Source organism: Quyinboa sediminis, from assembly GCF_042219855.1.
Lineage (GTDB): Bacteria > Bacteroidota > Bacteroidia > Bacteroidales > UBA5342 > JBHJHP01.
The window spans coordinates 566647-584917 of the sequence record NZ_JBHJHP010000002.1; the positions used below are offsets into that span (position 1 = coordinate 566647).

Genomic DNA, 18271 nt, shown 5'->3' on the forward strand with positions numbered 1-18271 from the left:
CAACTTTGACCATTTCTTAAACTATATATAGTAACTATTGTAATTTGGTTTTTGAATCCTATTACTAAAAAACAATCCAATATGAATTGCATTACTATATATTTCAGGATCTTAATGAAATTTTACGAAAAATTGCCAACAATGTTAAACCATCAGTTTCCCAAGAAACTGTTGAAAGATTAAATTCTTTTTTATCGAAGATATATCGGATACAAATCTACAAGGATGCTGTTTTTGATTTTATGGAAGATGAAGAAACAAAAAAAATGGTTTACTTCTCTTCAGATCAGCTCAGAAACCTTTTGACAAACCAATATAATGAGTTCATTAATGAATTACATTCTCATGAAATAATCAAAATTGAAGAAAAATACTTTAAATATGGAAAGCATTTTAAATTATTCTTGCTAACAGATAAACCCTTAAAGAGTACTAAAATCTCTTCTTCAATAAAGTCCAAAAGGGTTAAAAATGGACTCAAAAACTATTATAAATCTAATTATAACACACTGAAAGGTATTGACAAAAAAGTATTTAACATTCTATGGAAAATTAAAATCAATATTACTCAGGAAGAAATCCAGAAAGAATTACATCATAGATATTCAAAATACAAAAAAGAAAAAATGGAATACATTAACAACCTGGCAACTACGAAAGAAATAACAAAAGGAATGCATATAATGACATTAGAGGAATATCTTGATCAATCTCGATTTTATTACGATTATATAACTCTATGGAATGAATCGACTAAAATTGAAAAAACTTCATTTGTATCAATTGATTCTTTCGGTAATAGATTTCACTCCATTTTTACGACTCTACCCTCCTTTTTTAGAAACTATCTCCATTTAGATGGCTCAACCCATATTGTTGGATTAGACCTTGCGCAATCTCAGCCAACTTTACTCGCCAAAATGCTTTTAGACGAAATAGGACAAAATGAATTTACTATGGCGGTCAATTCGGGGGATGTTTATTCATATTATCCATACGAAAGATCCAACGCAAAAAAGCAGTTTCTGCGTAGTATTTTTTCGAATCGATATTCCAAATCTTTCTTCGAACTATCCCGGCAATTCCCTTCTTTAGGGCAATATATCCTTAAAATTCAAAATACTCAGATGTATCGAGATGGAAAGAAAATTCCCTCATATAAAAATACATCTTGTATATTACAAAGGTTTGAAAGCAGACTCTTTAGGAAGATATGGAGTAAATTATTAAACTCCGAAATTCAGTTTATTAATGTTCATGATGGTATCTATGTTTCAGCGGATAAAGTTGAAATCACAAAAGAAATTATAGAAAAAATATTAGAAAATGAGTTAACCGGAATTCGGTATTATTTGAAATGATAAATAAAGTGTTATTAGCAATATTTTATCAACTTTTTAAGATTTGATCCTATATAATAATAAAATGAATATTTAAATATGGTTGACTGGATAGAACAAATTGAATACTTATTTGACAAATATAAATACCCTTATGTTCTCGATTTAAATAATCAATATTTTGAAATTCACTGGGAATACATTATGGACTTTCATTTCCAAATTGCAATATCCACAAATTTGTTGCATACTTACCCCATTGATAAAGTTTTTTGGGAAATACATAAAATAGAAATCGAAAAATTATATCAGAAGGAAAGAAGATTTGATAAAGTAAGCAAAATAATGAAAAGAGCTCATCATGTTTCAAAAATTCAGTAAATCATAGGTTTCCTGGATCTCCTTTTTAGTAATTCCCAGGTATCGCCGGGTAATCGTAACACTTGAATGATTAAAAATTATTGATAATTTGGCAAGCGCCATCTCAGATTGAGATTTATCAGTCGATTCAAAAATCTTACGCCCGAAAGTCTTTCTGAGCGAGTGAGTAGAGAAGTTCCCAATTTTCAGGTTGTATTTTCTTTTTATTGATTTAAAAATTACATTAATTCGTTGAACAGAGTAAACTGTTCCCTTTTGACTTAAGAAAATAAAATCCTCATTTCTGGATGGTTTTATTTTTTCTTGGCAACTTTTTATATGGAGTTGTAATTTGTTATTTATTTTGATCTCCCGGTTTTTACCTGTTTTCTTTTCTTTAATTACAATTTCAGTTTTATCCAGAATATTGTCCCATTTTAATTTAAGAATATCTGAAATCCGTAATCCCCAAAAAGAGCCAAGGGCTATCAACAAAGAAAATTTATAATTCCCATCGGTATAAAGCCTATGAATCAGATTTATGTTCTGATCCCAGCTTAAATAATCTGCGGTTGTATTTGAGAACTTTTTACTCATTAAAAATATTCAGTTTTGTCATTTATTACTTAAAAGTGAAATGCCCATTAGATCATGTGATTTGTAATCCACTCATTATATGTTGTTTGTGAAGGAATATTCACTTTTACATAATAGTGTATATGGTCATTTCACCTATATTGTTTTGTTTTTCTAAACCATATATCTATCAGAATCCGAACATCAGGATATCTTTCCAGAAATTTCCTTAGAGGTAGTTCTTTTATGATCCTTTTATCATTAATTCTATAGTAGTATTGTCCTACAAATCGTGAAAAGAAAATTTCGAGTTCATTAACTGACTCTTCAGGCGTTTCCTGCAACTTCTCAATGTCTATATCAGGAATATGAACACCACATCTATGAAATTCTGTCAGAAAGAATTGGTAAGCAGTAAATTTAGAGCGCTGTAGTTTTTCACTTATATGAATTAGCTCCTTATGACTATTTAACTTATTATTGAAATTTTGAAGAGATTTATCAGCCGGAACAATGATTCCAAATTGCACCTGGGTTTTTTGTTCTTCGTTTAGATTAAAACTTCTTATAATCCTTTTATGCAACAGGTCAAATTCTTTTTGATCTTTTGTGAAAATTTTTGCCAGGCTCTTTATCATCTGTTTTTTTGTCATTCTTATATTTTACGAATTAGAGTTTTCAAATTTCTTTTACCCAGGTTCAGCTTCATGGTATTCAGATGACCAAAATCACCAATTATTAATGTTGATTCTCCCTTTTCATGTGTTTCTAACATCTTGGTTTGACTATCTTTTGGTTTAATATGAATAACCTCAAAAAGAGCAAGGCTAACATGCATCATATCATTATCTGTATCATTTAACAGTATCAGTTGATAGTCCCTTTGATTGTCAAATCCTAATTCTTTTTCCAGTGGATTGACGATGTTGTCATCATATCGGATCTTATCTGAAAAGATGCCTGTGTAAGGAAAATACTTTTCGAGCAGAATATCATATTTATCAAATAGCTTACTTCTAACCATAAATTGTATTTAAATCAATAGTAAAATCTCTTCTAAAATCACCAGACAGTATACCTCTCCCATTTATCGTAGAATCCTGTAAATTTTTTAAACATCCTAATGGATTCTCAACCCGTAATCTATGGGGAAGTTGGTAATACGACCTGTTACATAACCATGTCCGTTTTATTAACTGAATATGTTGAGTTTGATTATAAGAACAAATAATTTGGTTATCAGTATCCAAAATGAAAGAGTCACTAATATCTATCAAATCGGCTAAAGTAATCTGGTTGATATATAGTTTAAGTGACTCCGGGATTAATCGAATCATCAGAGTTTGGTTCTGATTTAGCCTGCATTTTAAAAAATAATACTCATCCGGGTTGATGAGTTCATGTTCAAATTCAACAATTTGTATATCATCGTTATCTTTAAAAATAGTATAACCAGCATTTGCAATTTCATACTTCTCTAATTTCATTGACTCCCATACGTTCCATTTTTCGGGTAAAAATTCAAGTATCTCATGAATTGATAAGTTTGGTTTCATTGAATCCGGTAATAAAGGATATAATTCATTCCCATAAATAATAGAGCTCAATTCGGACTGATGCATACCTAAATTTATCTCAATAAATTTTGCCGTACCATTTTCCTTATTATTAGGAAAAATATAATGACCATCCGAACTTAGTAATAGTAGTGATTGGAGTGTAATCCTTCCTTTTAGATATAATTCAATCTTATTTTTATTTGTCTCATTAATAATCTTTTGATTATTATTCAACAAGGTAGCTTCAATATATAATTGACCTCTTTGATTAATTATAACCGAGAGTAAATCTCCTTCACTATTAATTAGAACAATCCTATTTCTTCTTTTTATCATAAAGTATTTTTTAAAGTTTTGCACAATTTATTGTGCAAATATAAGCTAATCCCTTCAATAATGCACAATAAATTGTGCATTTTGTTTATCTTTGTTTAAAATAAAGGAATACAACAATGGATATTAATACCTCTGATTCGCTTGATAAAATTGGTAAAGTGCTAAAAAGACTGCGCAAAGAGAGAACTTCATTTAATTATAAGGTTTTCGCTGAAAAGCTAAATATTTCACAAAATACTTATTTGAGGATCGAAAAAGGAAATGGTGACTTTAACCTTGGGAGTTTAATAGCAGTCTTAAATTATTATGAAGACATTAAATTAAGCGACTTGTTTATAATGGCAGGATTGTAATGAAGTTATGATGCTTCCCATATTAATACATTAAAACCATCCTCCCTGATTCTTATTGACCTTATAGATTCTTATCCGTTTTTGATCCTGATTACATAATATAGTATGTATACCGTACTATTAAATTTATAATTACATACATAATAAATTATGTATAATATTCTATTCCCTGATTCATCACTAAACTCAAGATTCACTTCCTCTAAAACATTTCGAAAAAGAATAAACTTCTACACATCTTTTAACTATAAGATAAGTGCGATACTTAAAACGGGCTTATTGATGAGTAAAGTATGATCGTTTAACTGTGAAATACAGCTCTAAATTAGCCATTTAATAATATCGTGGATGCTATTTATGTATTTACAAAATATTATATATGCTTTTAAAACGAATTACACTTAAGGATGCTTCTGAAAGACTTGGATACACAGATATCCGGTCGACTGAAGCTTGGTGTATTCGGAATAATGTAAAAGTATATAATGATAATCAGCGAAAGTTCGTGTTGAATCAGGATATTGAACGAGTTCTTAATCTAATAAATCTAAAGAACCTACAGACATTGTATCCAAATAATTATAAAGAAATATATCAAGCAAGTTTAGATGAAGACTATGTGCTGGTATATGAACTCACTATGGGTGAATCAGATAATAAAAGGGATTCTGTCATCCATTCATCTTATACCCCATCAAGCAATATAGCAAAGGACTTCTTTAATGATGATAAACTATGGAAAGATTAATAATACCAAAATCTAAACAGACAAAAGGATTGTATGTATTTTGCAACCAATGCAAAAATAAATCCAAATCGTTTTTAAAGCTCAGCAGTAATTGTAATCATCCGATCGATAAACAAAGGTATAAAGTACTTCTGACAATCCCAGGAACGACATCCCTAAGAACAAAAACACTAAAAACAAAAGACATTGATGAAGCCATAAAAGCAACTTTAGATTTTGAACGATCACTTCAGATAAATGATTATAAATCTCTTAAAGAAGAAACATCACATGATTCATTACCACAAGATTTGAAAGGCTGCATTCAAATGTATCTTGATTATTTGAATAACGATAATGTGTTTGAACATCAGAAAAAGAAAAGATCCCCTGAACATGTCAAACAAATTATTAGGTATCTCAAACGTTTTATTTTGGCTTTAAAAGAAAATAAAGTAAATCTTAACAGATTGTTAATCAGACATATAAATAATGAACATGTTGCCATGTTTCACAACTATATTACCAAATATTATTCCCCTTCAAATAGAACTTACAATAGACATATGGATACCATTTCTGAATTCTTTAAATACCTGATTGAAATAAAACACTATCGACTTATTAATTATTTTTCATCTAAAAATGTAATAAGAAAACGAACTACTCATAGGATTGAAACTATTTCTAAGGATGAGTTTAATAAGTTACTTGATATTATTACCCCTGAAGATGGAATCGAAACACTAGAATCAGGGGAAAAGAAATATCATTACCAGGAATGGCTAAAAGATGCATTTCAACTTGCCTTGTTAACAGGTAGAAGACGAGACGAAGTCATAAACATGAAGTTTTCAGATATTCATGAAAAGGACGGGCATCCAATATACATAGTAACTGAGGACCATAAATACAATCAAAGAAACAACCTTTATAGCACAGAAGATAAGAAATATATTTACACCCCTGTTATTCCTGAATTAAGACAATTATTGATAAAAATAGGATACAAAAATTATAAAGGACAAGACAGGTATATTATAGCTCCTAAATCTAACAGAACCAGAACTACATTAAAGGATAACATGAGTAAGGCTTTTACTCATTATTTCAAACAGCTAAACTCCGATAAAAACCTTGCATTTAAAAACCTTAGAAAAACATATATCACCCTGCTTAATAATTATACCGGAGGTAATGCAGAGGTCATAACTGGACACTCAGGTCAGAAAGTCATTATGGGGCACTATCACGATACGAAAGTTTATAATGATACACTTAATGGTTTTAGATTGATGGTTTAAGAATTAGTATAAAAAGGATCTTTTTATACCTAAATTATTACAAGAGTTTTACATAATAAAGCATGTTTTTTATATCCGTTAATGCCCAAATACATTATCATATTTTTCTATTGTTATTATAAATTTTCACTAATTTTGGAATTGTTACCTATATAAACCAGACATCATGGAATTACTTGAATTAAAATCCGAATTTGAGAATGTTTTGAATTTAGTCTTAAGCAGTGATTATGCTTGTGATCAGAATTCAACAAATAAGAAAATGGCTTCACTTTTAAAAGAGAGTGAAAAATTTGAAAAACATATTATGTTTACCCTGGCCTATGCGGGCTTTCTTTGTAGAAGGCTAACTAATGCTAATAATTACGTGTATTGGAAATTACTTGAGGCAACAGATGAGGAATTAAAAGAATTTAAACGAATTCGTTTGGAATGTTTAACAGCCTTAGCAGAAATTAATGAAAGCTTAGATGCTAAATTTAATGTTATGGTTTAAAGTATTAGATTTTATTTAGGAATCTTTAATATACTATTGATACAATACTTGAAAACCATCCCTAAATCCAAATATTAATACAGTATATTGAAATCTAACATTTTGGATTAATTACGTCATCATGTAAATAATATTTACTACTTTTAAAGGGGAAACTTCTTTACCAGTTTTAAGGATGAACTTTGTTTAAAAGAACATTAAGCACAAATGATGTTTAATGGCGTAGTGTTTATATTCAACTATTGTAGTTGAGATGGCAAAACATTTAAAAATTAAAAACTTATATTACTATCATCCAAATGTTTTAATATGATAAAATGGAAATAGAAAAAGAAATATCAAATAGTTCTGATTATAAAGAGTATTTCTCGACTAAAATAATACAGAATAAAGATGTCCTAACAAAAACGCTAGAACATGCTCTTGAAGTGAGGAAATTTGAAATTGAGCTTTATTGGAAAAGGACAACATATTTTTGGGCTTTTATTGCATCTTCTTTTGCTGGCTATTTTGTCGCTATAAACTCAGATAGTTTCAAAGAACTTACCATTATTATATCATTAATTGGACTATTGTTTTCAATAGGTTGGTATTTAGCAAACAGGGGAAGTAAATACTGGCAAAAAAACTGGGAAACACATGTTGATATGCTTGAAAACGATGAATTAGGACCTCTTTTTGCAACAATTTTAAATCCAACAACAATTAAGTTTAATAAAATAACAAGAGAATATCCTTTCTCTGTATCAAAGATAAATCAAATACTGAGTTTTAGTATTGTTCTGATTTGGATTTATATTCTTTCATATTCATTGGATTATACATACGAAATACTAACTAATGATTTAATCAAAACTCTTTTAAATTGTGGTTCTTTTCTAGTTATATTTATTTGGACTTTAGTACTGTTTATAAGAGATTCGGAGACAGGATTATCAAAGGAATTAAAAAAAGCAGTAAACGAAAAACAAAGCAACATACTATTAATATCAAGGAAAAAATAAACTAAATAAAATATAAAGTGAAATATTACTTTTGTATAAAATTATTGTTGTTTACAAAATGCAAAATATTATAATTTTAAATTTGCATTTGTACAATTCCTATCCAGAAAATCTAAATATTTATCCTATTTCTATACATTTGTTTAAAACATTACTTTATTATGACTGAATTAGGACTGTTTTTAAAACGAAAGTCAGTTAATAAAGCTGAGATATCAAGAAGAACTGGCATAAGCCCTTCTAGATTAAGTGAGTTGAGTTTAAACCAGAAGACTAGATTAACAGCAGAAGAAGTATTTCTTATTGCTAGAGCAATGGATATCGAACCATCTCTTATCCTTTCAGAAATTTGTAGAAATGTTAAATTAGTAACGGTAAGTAATGACAAAAATACCTTTTAAAGTTTCTGCAAGAGCAGGTAAATTACTTGGTAGAGAAAATTTCTCTAATCCAGAAGGAGCGATAATTGAACTTGTAAAAAACTCCTATGATGCCGATGCTAAAAACTGCTTTGTACTTTTTGACGTTCCAGTAAATACTCAAGAAGAAAATAATGGGAACAATATTGAAGTTCCTATTAAAGAAAAAAGCACTTTGTACATTATAGATAACGGTGAAGGGATGACAAAAGAAGTTATTGAGAACTATTGGATGCAAATTGGTACTGGGAACAAGGAAAAAAACTTTATTTCTGATGATAAAAGGACTAAAACTGGAGCAAAAGGAATTGGAAGATTTGCCTTAGATAGACTTGGGCTCAAAACAGAGATGTGGACTTTATCAAAAAAATCACAAAAAAACTCAGGTTATTATTGGGAAATGGACTGGAATCAATTTGACGATTCGGAAAAAGCCATATCTCAGATTGAAGCGGAATTAGACCCGGTAAATCTTAATTTAGAAAGTAAAATCAATGCTCTTTTTATTCATAATCAAAATATAGAGAATTTAATTAATGGCATTGACTTTAAAAGCGGCACAATAATCAAAATCTCTAATTTAAAAGATGAATGGTATTTTGACGAAATTAAAAGTGTTTTTAAAAGTTTAGAAGCCTTAATCCCTCCAAAAGAACTTAATATCCCGTTCGAGGTTTATTTCAAACATTTACAACAACCCAAGGAATACGGAAATGTTGAAACTGCCTTTTTTAATGACTTTGATTATAAACTTACTGCTGAATATAATGCAATAACGTTAAATGTAGATATTGAAATTACACGAAATGAATTGGATATTAAATTATTGAAGAAAAACTATCCAAATGTTTATGACTCCAAAAGTAAACCATATGATCTTAATACAATTGAGAACAAAACATTCAAATATTCCAAATCAATTGAAAAAGTACTCAAATGGAATCTTAATAATTCAAACCGAAGACTTCTACGTGACGTAGGTAGTTTTGAACTAACTTTCTATTATCTAAAGTTTTCAAATTCACAAAAAGAAGGTTATCCATTTAAATCAGTAATAGCGAGTGAAAGAAAATCAACTCTAGAAAGATTTGGTGGGGTCAAAATCTACAGAGATTCATTTAGAGTTAGACCATATGGAGATCCCTCTAATGACTGGTTAAAATTAGGATCAAGAGTTGCCCAGAGTCCAGCAGGAGCTGGTCAAAGAGTTGGGGATTGGAGGGTAAGGCCAGAGCAAACTGCTGGAATAATAACAATTTCAAGGAAAAATAATCCTTTGCTTATAGATAAATCTGATAGGGGGTCACTACAAGAGAATGAAGCATTTAATACGTTTAAATCGATAATTGTAGGAGTAATCCACGAATTTGAGTTTGATCGCACCAAAGTTCTAAATCCTTTATTTGTAAAAAATAAAGAAGAGAGAGAGAAAAAAAAGGAAATAGAAATTCAAAAAAGAGCTGTGATATTGGCAAATCAAATTGTTGAACAAAGGAAAAAAGTAGAAGAATCTATTTATGGTAAAAAAAATCAACAAAATTTATTTGAATCAAAAAATGAAGAAGAGGAGAAAAAAACATATGAAGAAACTTTCAAAGAAACTTTTAAAGCGATAGAAGATGAAAAGAGAGATCTGGAAACACAAGAACTAGTACAGGTTAGATCTTTGGCGAGCTTAGGGCTTATTGTATCATCTTTTGCTCACGAGCTTAAGGAAATTAAAGATAATTCTCTAGAAATAAAAGAGCTTGAAAGGATATATAAATTGATAGTTCCAGAAATAAAAAAACAAACAATAGAGTATACCGATGGGATTAATATTATAGAATTATTAGATGAAAACTCAAGTAAAATTATCCATTGGGTTGATTATGCCCTTACTGCAATAAGAAAAGATAAAAGAACAAGGGGTAAGTTTGATTTTTCCGTGTTTTTTAGTTCTTTAGAAAAAAGTTGGGACAAAATACTAAAACGAAAAGAAATTCACCTAAATATAGTTGACAATTTGAATGGAGAAGGATACGATTTTAGGGCTTTTGAAATGGATTTTTCAACAATATTCACGAACTTAATAAACAACTCTATAGATTCATTCAATAGATTAACTAAAATTCAGCAAAGAAGTATTAATATTACTGCAACCTTAAAAGAAGAGTACATCGATATCATTTATAATGATAACGGTATGGGATTAGATAAGGTGTTCGAAGATGATAAAGAAGAAATATTCTTGCCTTTTACTACATCAAAAAGAGATAGAACAGGGAAAGAAATTGGTACTGGATTAGGAATGTATTTAGTAAAAGCAGTGATTAGTGATAATAATGGTACAATAGATATATTAGAAGAATCACAAGGATTTTCAGTTTTGATAACATTTCCAATTAGAAGAAAATAACACATGAAACCAGATTATAAAATAGGCTATATTGATGAAGATATTAATCAAGTCAGAAAATATCAAAGAAGATTTAGAAAGTATGGATTCGAGGTAATAGGATACAATTTAGAGAAAGGGATGAATTTGGAAGAATTAATGCAACAAGTATTTAATTCAGACATAGATCTACTAATGATTGATTATAAATTAAATGAAACGAATATAGTTACTTTTAATGGAGAACAAGTAGAAAGTTACTTTTACGACAAAAAACCACTTTTCCCACACATTATTTTTACAAATAAGGTAGATCAAGCAGAACCTTATGTTGAAGATTTGAAGATAATTTTTGACAAAGATGATATATTTGAAGAAGAAGATAATGATAATGAGAAAGTTCAATATTTTATTGAAACATTAAAACGAAGTATTGAACAATATCGTAATCATATCAAAAAGAAAAAGGATACAATCGAAAGTTTATTATTAAAATCCAGTAATCATGAATTAACCCCATTGGAAGAGGATGAACTAATCTCTCTTCAAAGAGAATTACTCAACTTAGATAAATCTAAAGCAAAAGAGATCCCAGAGAAACTAAGATCAGTTAAACAAATTAAGGATATATCAAAGATCAGAAGAGATGCTGAAGAATACTTACAATCATTAATTAATGAAAATAAGAAAAAATGAATGTAAGAGAAATTTTGCCTGTTAGGAGAAGCATTCCATCAAAATCTCCAGCCAAAGGGAGATGGACTGAACATAAACCAGATTTACAAGTGGATTTTCATAATTACTGTGGATATTGTGGATCCTATGATGGATTTAGACATACATGGTTTGAAGTTGATCATTTTATTCCTAAGTCATTATTTGAACCTTTAGGAATAATCTCAACAGAAGATTATAACAATTTGGTTTATTCTTGTAAGTTTTGTAACAATTGTAAATTATCCAAATGGCCTTCTAAAGACGTAAAAGTTCCATACATTAATGATGAGGGTTTTATTGATCCATGTGATATAGAATATGAAAAACATCTATATAGAACTAACGATGGAAGTATTATGTGGAAAACACCATTAGGAAAATGGATGTGGAAAATTGCATTTAAATTTGATGAACGAAATTACTCCATAAAACTCCTTTGGGAATTAAATCAATTGAGACTCTTAGTTAAAGCATATGCCAAAGAGTTGTCTCAAATGGATAACACCACAGAAAAATATACTGAAATAGAAAATAGGGCAAAAGATCTAAGTTTCAAATATGTGCAGGTTCACGATAATTTAATTGCTTATTACAATAGTTTATAATTATGAGCAACAAAAAACAAACAGGTTCATATTATACACCTGATTACTTGGCTCATTTTATCACAAAAAGAGTTTTGGCTCATTTTGAAGATATCAAATATTTATCTGTTCTTGAGCCAAGTGCTGGAGATGGAGCTTTTATCTCAGAGCTAAACAAAAATATTCTCAAAATTAATCTTACTGCTATTGAATTAGACAATAAAGAATTACAAAAAGCAAAAACTAAATGGGTGAGTAAGAATGCCTCATTCATAAATGATGATTTCTTGTTTTACAAGACAGATAAGAAATTTTCATTAGTAATAGGCAATCCTCCATATGTGAAAAGGAATCTTTTAAAAAAGGAACAAATAGATGCTGCTCAAGAAATTCAGACTAATGAAGGATTCTCAGATGCTAGTATTAAAAATATTTGGACTAGTTTTTTGATCAAGTCAACAACCTTACTCACGAATTTTGGTGTTTTAGCATTTGTTCTACCGTCTGAGCTTCTTCAGGTTAAATTCGCAGAAGATATACGTTCTTACCTTAAAAGCCAATTTTGTAGAATTGAAGTATTTACTTTTAATGATTTAATGTTTGACTGTAAAGGTCAGGATACAATTGTTCTATTTGCCTATAAAAAACATTTGCATCCTGGTGAGTTCTTTACAAATATTACAAATAAGCTTGAGTTAATCAACGAAAATTTTCTATTAAAGAAAAACAATTTATTGGTTGAATCGAATGTAAAATGGACGCATCATTTTCTAACCGATGAAGAGATTACTTTTTTAAACAAACTAAAGAATTCATTGAATAGAATAAATGATTACTGCGAATCAAAACCAGGAATAGTAACTGCTGCTAATAAATATTTCATTATAAATAAAGAAAAAGAAGAAAAATATAATCTTAAAAAATATACAAAACCGATAATACAAAAAGGATTATATGTAAATGGAAACGTAGAATTTAACGAGGATGACTTTGCAGCACTAGAGAAGAAATATCCTTCTAGACTAATTCAAATTAACAATTCTGATGAAATTGTCCCTGATTTAATAGAATATCTTAAGCTAGGGGTTGATTTAGACATACCTAATCGTTTTAAATGTAAAGAAAGAAAAAAATGGTATGTAATACCGAATATTTCAACAATTCCAAGTGCCTTTTTCTTTAAACGAAGTCATAATTATCCAAAATTGTTAAAAAACAACACTGAAGCCCTCGTTACTGATTCTGCGTATAGAATTAACACTAGGAATGGTTATGACTTAAATAGTTTAATATTTTCATTCTATAATTCACTGACACTGTCTTTTTCCGAAATAGATGGTAGATATTACGGCGGTGGTGTATTAGAATTAACACCTAGTGAATTCAAGAATTTACCACTCCCATATCTAAAAATATCAAATGTTACATTTAGAACATTTGCCAAAAAATTTGAACAGAAAAGTAATATAAATGACATCCTTAGAAAAAATGACGCCAAGATTCTGGGTAACGTATTAGGATTAAATAAAGAAGAGATTGAAACGTTACAACAAATAAGACTAAAACTAGTAAACAAAAGGATTAGATAATTTTAATACTGTAATCTGTATTATAAAATTAGTTTGGGAAAATTTAGGAATGTCTAACTTAAAATCAGCCTCCAAAATCAGCCTCCGGGAAAATTTTGACAATAAAAAGGGATTGAAAAAACTCTCAATCCCTTTTTATATCAGCGTAGCGAGACCGAGGGTTGAACTCGGGACCTCATGATTATGAATCATGCGCTCTAACCAACTGAGCTATCTCGCCATATCTTCTTATATAATAACAGTTGTTCTTAAGGACCTTCCCGATTTTGATCGGGACGCTCTAACCAACTGAGCTATCTCGCCATATCTTCTTATATAATAACAGTTGTTCTTAAGGACCTTCCCGATTTTGATCGGGACGCTCTAACCAACTGAGCTATCTCGCCATATCTTCTTATATAATAACAGTTGTTCTTAAGGACCTTCCCGATTTTGATCGGGACGCTCTAACCAACTGAGTTATCTCGCCATAATTTTGCGGGGCAAAAATAGTATAAATGTTTTTAATACAAAACCCTTTTAATTAAAAATAACGCGTGCCTTCAATTCCTTTCTGGTTTTAACCGGTAACTAAAGTAAAGAAAAGGGGTATCCAGCGCTGCCACAATCAGTTTGATGATATAGGTGAACAGTACATTCTGCCAGAAAATATCGGGCGTTATTACACCGCCGAACGGCAAAAAACTAAAGGCCGTTAGGCCAACTGAAGTAAAGATCAGAGTGTCTATCAGTTGTGACAACATGGTTGAACCGTTGTTACGGATAAAAAGGTATTTCCCTTTAGTCAGTTCCTTTAGTTTCTTGTAAAAAAAGATATCCAGGCGCTGTGCAATAAAATAGGCCAGCAGCGATCCGGCTAAAATACGCGGTGTGACAGCAAAAAGTGTTCTGACACTTTCATCGGCGTAGTCAAAACTGTTCGGTTCAAACAATATTAAAACCTGTGTAAACAGCACAAACAGCAACATGACACCAAATCCAATCTTCACCGATTTTACAGCCTGCTTTTCGCCATGATGTTCTGATAGCAGGTCTGTCAGTAAAAAGATGGCACCGTATAACGCATTCCCCCCGGTAACAGCCAGACCAAACAGGTTAAATTGTTTCACCACAAAAATATTCATCATAAGGGTGTAAACCGCAATCAGAATATACATGTAAGTAATACCCTTGCGAAACGCATACAGGTTCACGCCCATTAAAATAAGGACAAAACCGATAAAAAGCAGTTCGTTCATGCATTCAGCTTTAACAATCCAATCTCATGCAAAAATACCATCGCGATGGCGATTGGTGCAATAAATTTAATGATCACCAGGAATACCCTGAACAATCGTAGTTTAATGGTCCCTCCGTTCGAAAGCTCTTCGTAGGTATCGTTGCGCTTAATCTGCCAGCCCAGAAAAAGGGCAATCAGCATACCACCAAGAGGCAATAACACATTTGATGCGGTAAAATTAAGCAAACCAAAAAAGTTTTGACCAAAGATGAGGATATCACTACCTGCACCCAATGATAACGAGCACAATGCACCCAGGAATGAAACAATAACGGTTCCTGTTATCGTTGCAGTTTTACGCTTTATCTTAAACTCTTCTGACAAATAGGCTACGATAACCTCAAGCAGGGAAATGGTTGAGGTCAGTGCTGCAACAGCCAGCAGAACAAAGAACAGAATTCCCCAGAAGTAACCGCCACTCATCTGTTCAAAAATGCTGGGAAGCGCCACAAAAACAAGTCCCTCGCCGAACGATGGTTCAATACCAAATGCAAATACAGCCGGGAAAATAGCCACTCCGGCAAGAACCGCAATCAAAGTATCTACAAAGGTCACCTGAAGTGCCGTACGGGTCAGATTTGATCGCCCGTCAACGTATGAACCGTAAGTGATGATAGCACCCATCCCCAGGCTGAGAGAGAAAAAGGCCTGTCCCAAAGCTTCGATAAGCACTGATGAGTTAATCTTTTCAAACTGAAAAGAGAACAGAAACTTCAGTCCGTCACCACCGCCCGGCAGCGATAAGGATTTGATGCCCATCACAATAATGATGATCAAAAGTAAAGGCATCAGTATTTTAGTGTATTTTTCTATCCCGTTTTTAACACCTCCAAGAATAATACCACCGGTGAGTAACATAAAAATCACCTGCCAGATAATGGGACGTACCGGATCCGTCATAAATGTTGTAAAGTTTTCTGTGAGCTGCAGCGTTGATTTCCCATCAAAGGAGTTGGTCACGGCTTCTTTAATATATTCTAGTGTCCATCCTGCCACAACACCATAAAACGCCAGAATCATAAATGCAGCCCCAACACCCATCCAGCCGACAACAAACCAGGGTTTTCCCGGAGCCAGTTTTTTAAATGCACCGGCAGCGTTGGCCCTGGATTTTCTGCCAATCACAAATTCTGAAATCATAATCGGCAATCCTATGGCCAGGATAAAACCAATATACACCAGAAGAAATGCACCACCTCCGTTTTGTCCGGCTTCGTAGGGAAATTTCCAGATGTTACCCAAACCAACCGCAGAACCGGCGGCCGCAGCAATCACACCCAGCTTACTTCCAAATAAATCGCGCGGGGACTTACCTTTGTCAGACATGTTATATGAATTTATTTTACCTTACGTTCCGGTTGCAAAATTGCATAATTATCTTAAAACATCATATTTAAAGGGCATTTTTAAGGGTAATCTTTTTCTGATTCTCTTTTTTCCGGTTCTATCACCTGTTTATTCCGATCCTGAATCAACGGTCTGATCTATATCTTATAATGAAGTTCATCCGAAAAATCCGTTTTTTATCACTGGTTTTCAGTCAGGTAATGAACATGTTAATAAATGTTTGGTTTTAATGGGTACAATATGTATGTCGATAAAATGTTTTACATTTGTCTGATTTTTAAAATTTGAACACTAAATGACGATATTTATTCAAGCTCTCCAACTCATTGTCAGTCTTTCTATACTGGTTATGATTCATGAATTCGGACACTTCCTTTTTGCCCGGATTTTTAAAACCCGTGTAGAAAAATTCCGCCTCTTTTTTGATCCATGGTTCGCCATCTGGAAAAAGAAAATTGGTGAAACAGAGTACGGTATCGGATGGCTTCCGCTGGGTGGTTATGTGAAAATAGCTGGAATGATTGACGAGTCTATGGACAAGGAACAGATGAAACAACCTCCACAACCCTATGAATTCAGAAGCAAGCCATCATGGCAAAGGCTGCTGATAATGATTGGAGGTGTCTTGTTTAATGTCCTTCTGGCCTTCTTTATCTATACCATGGTCCTCTGGACATGGGGTGAACAGTACCTGCCCACACAGAATATGAAGTACGGCGTGGCCGTAAGCCAGACTGCTTACGACATTGGATTCCGCGACGGTGATAAAATCATCAACGTTGACGGTGAAGAGGTGCCGAGTTTCAGTAAAATAGTACCAACCATAATAGTGGATCAGGCCAAATATGTAACGGTAGAACGCGATGGTAAAACAATAGAAGTGCCGATCAGTAATGCCGATTTTGCAAAACTGATCAGTGATGATAAATCCATGCTGTTCGAACTGCGTACTCCTTTTGTTGCCGCTGATTTTATAAAAGACTCACCGGCCCAAAAAGCTGGAATGAAAGCAGAAGACAAACTGGTGGCATTTAACGGACACCCGATGGCGTTCTACGATATGTTCACCGATTCCCTTGCGAAATATGCCGGAAAGACCGTTGGCATAACTGTTGACCGGGATGGAGTTCAAAAAACATTTAATATAACACTTACCGATGAAGGGAAACTGGGCATTTATGCACATCATCCGTCAGAGTTTTATGACTTCTCAACCCAAAAATTTACATTCCTGGAGTCTATCCCTGCTGGTTTTAACAAGGGCGTTGAATCCATTACAGACTACCTGAAACAATTGAAACTGATATTTGCACCGGAGACAAAAGCCTATAAACAGCTTGGCGGATTCATAAAAATCGGGTCTATTTTCCCGCCGGTGTGGGACTGGTATTCATTCTGGACTTTGACAGCTTTTCTGTCCATCATCCTGGCCATAATGAATTTACTGCCAATCCCTGCGCTTGACGGAGGACATGTAGTGATTTTGCTGTACGAAATGGTTACAGGAAGAACGCCTAGTGAGAAGTTTTTAGAGTATGCTCAGATTGCCGGAATGGTGATTATCTTCTCCCTGCTTATTTATGCAAATATGAACGATGTCATAGGGCTGTTTAAATAAATTGGTTAAATTTGTTTGATTAAACTCAGTATTGGTATGAATAATTTAATATTTCTCATTTCTACACCCGGAATACCGGAAATACTTCTGATAGCAGTTGTATTACTGTTGCTTTTCGGCGGACGAAAAATTCCTGAACTGATGCGCGGATTGGGTAAAGGAATGAACGAATTCAAAAAGGCTAAATCCGAAATGGATTCAGAGATGAATAAAGAGGACAGTAAGCCTGAGGAAAAAGAAAAAAAATAATCTATTAACCAAGCAATACCCCGTAAGGGGAACCTTT

The 18271-nt window shown here is 32.1% G+C and carries 20 protein-coding genes and 1 tRNA gene; 14 read left to right on the forward strand and 7 right to left on the reverse strand.

The window, feature by feature from the left end:
- Positions 1-86 precede the first annotated feature (86 nt).
- Both ACE1EF_RS07445 and ACE1EF_RS07450 read left to right on the forward strand, forming a co-directional pair.
- Entirely contained in the window at positions 87-1361 is a 1275-nt protein-coding gene (locus tag ACE1EF_RS07445) for a hypothetical protein (RefSeq protein WP_375720007.1), read from the forward strand.
- A gap of 78 nt (positions 1362-1439) precedes the next feature.
- Positions 1440-1721, forward strand: a complete 282-nt coding sequence (locus ACE1EF_RS07450; protein WP_375720008.1) for a hypothetical protein — start codon at positions 1440-1442, stop codon at positions 1719-1721.
- Here ACE1EF_RS07450 and ACE1EF_RS07455 read toward each other — a convergent pair.
- The 4 genes from ACE1EF_RS07455 to ACE1EF_RS07470 all read right to left on the reverse strand — a co-directional run bounded on the left by ACE1EF_RS07455 (position 1707) and on the right by ACE1EF_RS07470 (position 4171).
- Positions 1707-2297, reverse strand: coding sequence for a tyrosine-type recombinase/integrase (locus ACE1EF_RS07455; RefSeq protein ID WP_375720009.1), 591 nt, complete (start codon positions 2295-2297; stop codon positions 1707-1709). The two genes, ACE1EF_RS07450 and ACE1EF_RS07455, sit on opposite strands and share 15 nt — an antisense overlap.
- A gap of 131 nt (positions 2298-2428) precedes the next feature.
- Positions 2429-2929: a hypothetical protein gene (locus ACE1EF_RS07460; protein WP_375720010.1), complete on the reverse strand. Its 501-nt coding sequence runs from the start codon at positions 2927-2929 to the stop codon at positions 2429-2431.
- A gap of 2 nt (positions 2930-2931) precedes the next feature.
- Positions 2932-3300: an ATP-dependent Clp protease adaptor ClpS gene (locus ACE1EF_RS07465; protein ID WP_375720011.1), complete on the reverse strand. Its 369-nt coding sequence runs from the start codon at positions 3298-3300 to the stop codon at positions 2932-2934.
- On the reverse strand, positions 3293-4171 hold the full coding sequence (locus ACE1EF_RS07470; protein WP_375720012.1) for a hypothetical protein: 879 nt from the start codon (positions 4169-4171) through the stop codon (positions 3293-3295). Before ACE1EF_RS07470 ends, ACE1EF_RS07465 begins: the two co-directional genes overlap by 8 nt.
- Positions 4172-4287: 116 nt before the next feature.
- On the opposite strand from ACE1EF_RS07470, the gene ACE1EF_RS07475 reads away from it, so the two are divergent.
- The 10 genes from ACE1EF_RS07475 to ACE1EF_RS07520 all read left to right on the forward strand — a co-directional run bounded on the left by ACE1EF_RS07475 (position 4288) and on the right by ACE1EF_RS07520 (position 13741).
- The gene (locus tag ACE1EF_RS07475) at positions 4288-4524 is read left to right on the forward strand and encodes a helix-turn-helix domain-containing protein (RefSeq protein ID WP_375720013.1); all 237 of its coding nucleotides are present in this window, start codon (positions 4288-4290) and stop codon (positions 4522-4524) included.
- Between the two features lie 379 nt (positions 4525-4903).
- Positions 4904-5272 carry a hypothetical protein gene (locus tag ACE1EF_RS07480; RefSeq protein WP_375720014.1) on the forward strand — a complete coding sequence of 123 codons (369 nt, stop codon included), beginning with the start codon at positions 4904-4906 and terminating at the stop codon, positions 5270-5272.
- Positions 5260-6555, forward strand: a complete 1296-nt coding sequence (locus ACE1EF_RS07485) for a tyrosine-type recombinase/integrase (RefSeq protein WP_375720015.1) — start codon at positions 5260-5262, stop codon at positions 6553-6555. Before ACE1EF_RS07480 ends, ACE1EF_RS07485 begins: the two co-directional genes overlap by 13 nt.
- Positions 6556-6721: 166 nt before the next feature.
- Positions 6722-7051, forward strand: coding sequence for a hypothetical protein (locus ACE1EF_RS07490; RefSeq protein ID WP_375720016.1), 330 nt, complete (start codon positions 6722-6724; stop codon positions 7049-7051).
- A gap of 317 nt (positions 7052-7368) precedes the next feature.
- Positions 7369-8055 (forward strand): RipA family octameric membrane protein, encoded by a 687-nt coding sequence (locus tag ACE1EF_RS07495; RefSeq protein ID WP_375720017.1) that lies wholly within the window; start codon positions 7369-7371, stop codon positions 8053-8055.
- A gap of 161 nt (positions 8056-8216) precedes the next feature.
- The gene (locus tag ACE1EF_RS07500) at positions 8217-8456 is read left to right on the forward strand and encodes a helix-turn-helix domain-containing protein (protein WP_375720018.1); all 240 of its coding nucleotides are present in this window, start codon (positions 8217-8219) and stop codon (positions 8454-8456) included.
- Positions 8437-10872, forward strand: coding sequence for an ATP-binding protein (locus tag ACE1EF_RS07505; RefSeq protein WP_375720019.1), 2436 nt, complete (start codon positions 8437-8439; stop codon positions 10870-10872). The genes ACE1EF_RS07500 and ACE1EF_RS07505 overlap by 20 nt, the downstream gene beginning before the upstream one ends.
- A 3-nt stretch (positions 10873-10875) precedes the next feature.
- Entirely contained in the window at positions 10876-11547 is a 672-nt protein-coding gene (locus ACE1EF_RS07510; protein WP_375720020.1) for a hypothetical protein, read from the forward strand.
- Positions 11544-12173: an HNH endonuclease gene (locus tag ACE1EF_RS07515; RefSeq protein WP_375720021.1), complete on the forward strand. Its 630-nt coding sequence runs from the start codon at positions 11544-11546 to the stop codon at positions 12171-12173. Before ACE1EF_RS07510 ends, ACE1EF_RS07515 begins: the two co-directional genes overlap by 4 nt.
- 2 nt (positions 12174-12175) lie before the next feature.
- Complete coding sequence (locus ACE1EF_RS07520) at positions 12176-13741, forward strand: Eco57I restriction-modification methylase domain-containing protein (protein WP_375720022.1); 1566 nt, start codon at positions 12176-12178, stop codon at positions 13739-13741.
- A gap of 146 nt (positions 13742-13887) precedes the next feature.
- Here ACE1EF_RS07520 and ACE1EF_RS07525 read toward each other — a convergent pair.
- The 3 genes from ACE1EF_RS07525 to ACE1EF_RS07535 all read right to left on the reverse strand — a co-directional run bounded on the left by ACE1EF_RS07525 (position 13888) and on the right by ACE1EF_RS07535 (position 16346).
- A tRNA-Met gene (locus ACE1EF_RS07525) sits at positions 13888-13961 on the reverse strand.
- A 322-nt stretch (positions 13962-14283) separates the two neighbouring features.
- Positions 14284-14979, reverse strand: a complete 696-nt coding sequence (locus tag ACE1EF_RS07530) for a queuosine precursor transporter (protein WP_375720023.1) — start codon at positions 14977-14979, stop codon at positions 14284-14286.
- Positions 14976-16346 (reverse strand): sodium-dependent transporter, encoded by a 1371-nt coding sequence (locus tag ACE1EF_RS07535; RefSeq protein WP_375720024.1) that lies wholly within the window; start codon positions 16344-16346, stop codon positions 14976-14978. Before ACE1EF_RS07535 ends, ACE1EF_RS07530 begins: the two co-directional genes overlap by 4 nt.
- Before the next feature lie 316 nt (positions 16347-16662).
- Here ACE1EF_RS07535 and rseP point away from each other — a divergent pair, with 316 nt between their 5' ends.
- On the forward strand, positions 16663-17985 hold the full coding sequence (rseP, locus tag ACE1EF_RS07540; protein ID WP_375720025.1) for an RIP metalloprotease RseP: 1323 nt from the start codon (positions 16663-16665) through the stop codon (positions 17983-17985).
- Positions 17986-18021: 36 nt separating this feature from the next.
- On the forward strand, positions 18022-18234 hold the full coding sequence (locus tag ACE1EF_RS07545; RefSeq protein ID WP_375720026.1) for a Sec-independent protein translocase subunit TatA/TatB: 213 nt from the start codon (positions 18022-18024) through the stop codon (positions 18232-18234).
- The last annotated feature ends 37 nt before the right edge of the window (positions 18235-18271 follow it).

Excerpts from the sequence above, each read along its gene's own strand:
- rseP (WP_375720025.1), top strand. The coding sequence starts at position 16,663 with ATGACGATATTTATTCAAGCTCTCCAACTCATTGTCAGTCTTTCTATA.
- ACE1EF_RS07470 (WP_375720012.1), bottom strand. The coding sequence starts at position 4,171 with ATGATAAAAAGAAGAAATAGGATTGTTCTAATTAATAGTGAAGGAGAT.
- ACE1EF_RS07475 (WP_375720013.1), top strand. The coding sequence starts at position 4,288 with ATGGATATTAATACCTCTGATTCGCTTGATAAAATTGGTAAAGTGCTA.
- ACE1EF_RS07455 (WP_375720009.1), bottom strand. The coding sequence starts at position 2,297 with ATGAGTAAAAAGTTCTCAAATACAACCGCAGATTATTTAAGCTGGGAT.
- ACE1EF_RS07545 (WP_375720026.1), top strand. The coding sequence starts at position 18,022 with ATGAATAATTTAATATTTCTCATTTCTACACCCGGAATACCGGAAATA.
- ACE1EF_RS07515 (WP_375720021.1), top strand. The coding sequence starts at position 11,544 with ATGAATGTAAGAGAAATTTTGCCTGTTAGGAGAAGCATTCCATCAAAA.
- ACE1EF_RS07530 (WP_375720023.1), bottom strand. The coding sequence starts at position 14,979 with ATGAACGAACTGCTTTTTATCGGTTTTGTCCTTATTTTAATGGGCGTG.
- ACE1EF_RS07465 (WP_375720011.1), bottom strand. The coding sequence starts at position 3,300 with ATGGTTAGAAGTAAGCTATTTGATAAATATGATATTCTGCTCGAAAAG.
- ACE1EF_RS07535 (WP_375720024.1), bottom strand. The coding sequence starts at position 16,346 with ATGTCTGACAAAGGTAAGTCCCCGCGCGATTTATTTGGAAGTAAGCTG.
- ACE1EF_RS07520 (WP_375720022.1), top strand. The coding sequence starts at position 12,176 with ATGAGCAACAAAAAACAAACAGGTTCATATTATACACCTGATTACTTG.
- ACE1EF_RS07505 (WP_375720019.1), top strand. The coding sequence starts at position 8,437 with ATGACAAAAATACCTTTTAAAGTTTCTGCAAGAGCAGGTAAATTACTT.
- ACE1EF_RS07485 (WP_375720015.1), top strand. The coding sequence starts at position 5,260 with ATGGAAAGATTAATAATACCAAAATCTAAACAGACAAAAGGATTGTAT.
- ACE1EF_RS07500 (WP_375720018.1), top strand. The coding sequence starts at position 8,217 with ATGACTGAATTAGGACTGTTTTTAAAACGAAAGTCAGTTAATAAAGCT.
- ACE1EF_RS07480 (WP_375720014.1), top strand. The coding sequence starts at position 4,904 with ATGCTTTTAAAACGAATTACACTTAAGGATGCTTCTGAAAGACTTGGA.
- ACE1EF_RS07510 (WP_375720020.1), top strand. The coding sequence starts at position 10,876 with ATGAAACCAGATTATAAAATAGGCTATATTGATGAAGATATTAATCAA.
- ACE1EF_RS07450 (WP_375720008.1), top strand. The coding sequence starts at position 1,440 with ATGGTTGACTGGATAGAACAAATTGAATACTTATTTGACAAATATAAA.
- ACE1EF_RS07460 (WP_375720010.1), bottom strand. The coding sequence starts at position 2,929 with ATGACAAAAAAACAGATGATAAAGAGCCTGGCAAAAATTTTCACAAAA.
- ACE1EF_RS07490 (WP_375720016.1), top strand. The coding sequence starts at position 6,722 with ATGGAATTACTTGAATTAAAATCCGAATTTGAGAATGTTTTGAATTTA.
- ACE1EF_RS07495 (WP_375720017.1), top strand. The coding sequence starts at position 7,369 with ATGGAAATAGAAAAAGAAATATCAAATAGTTCTGATTATAAAGAGTAT.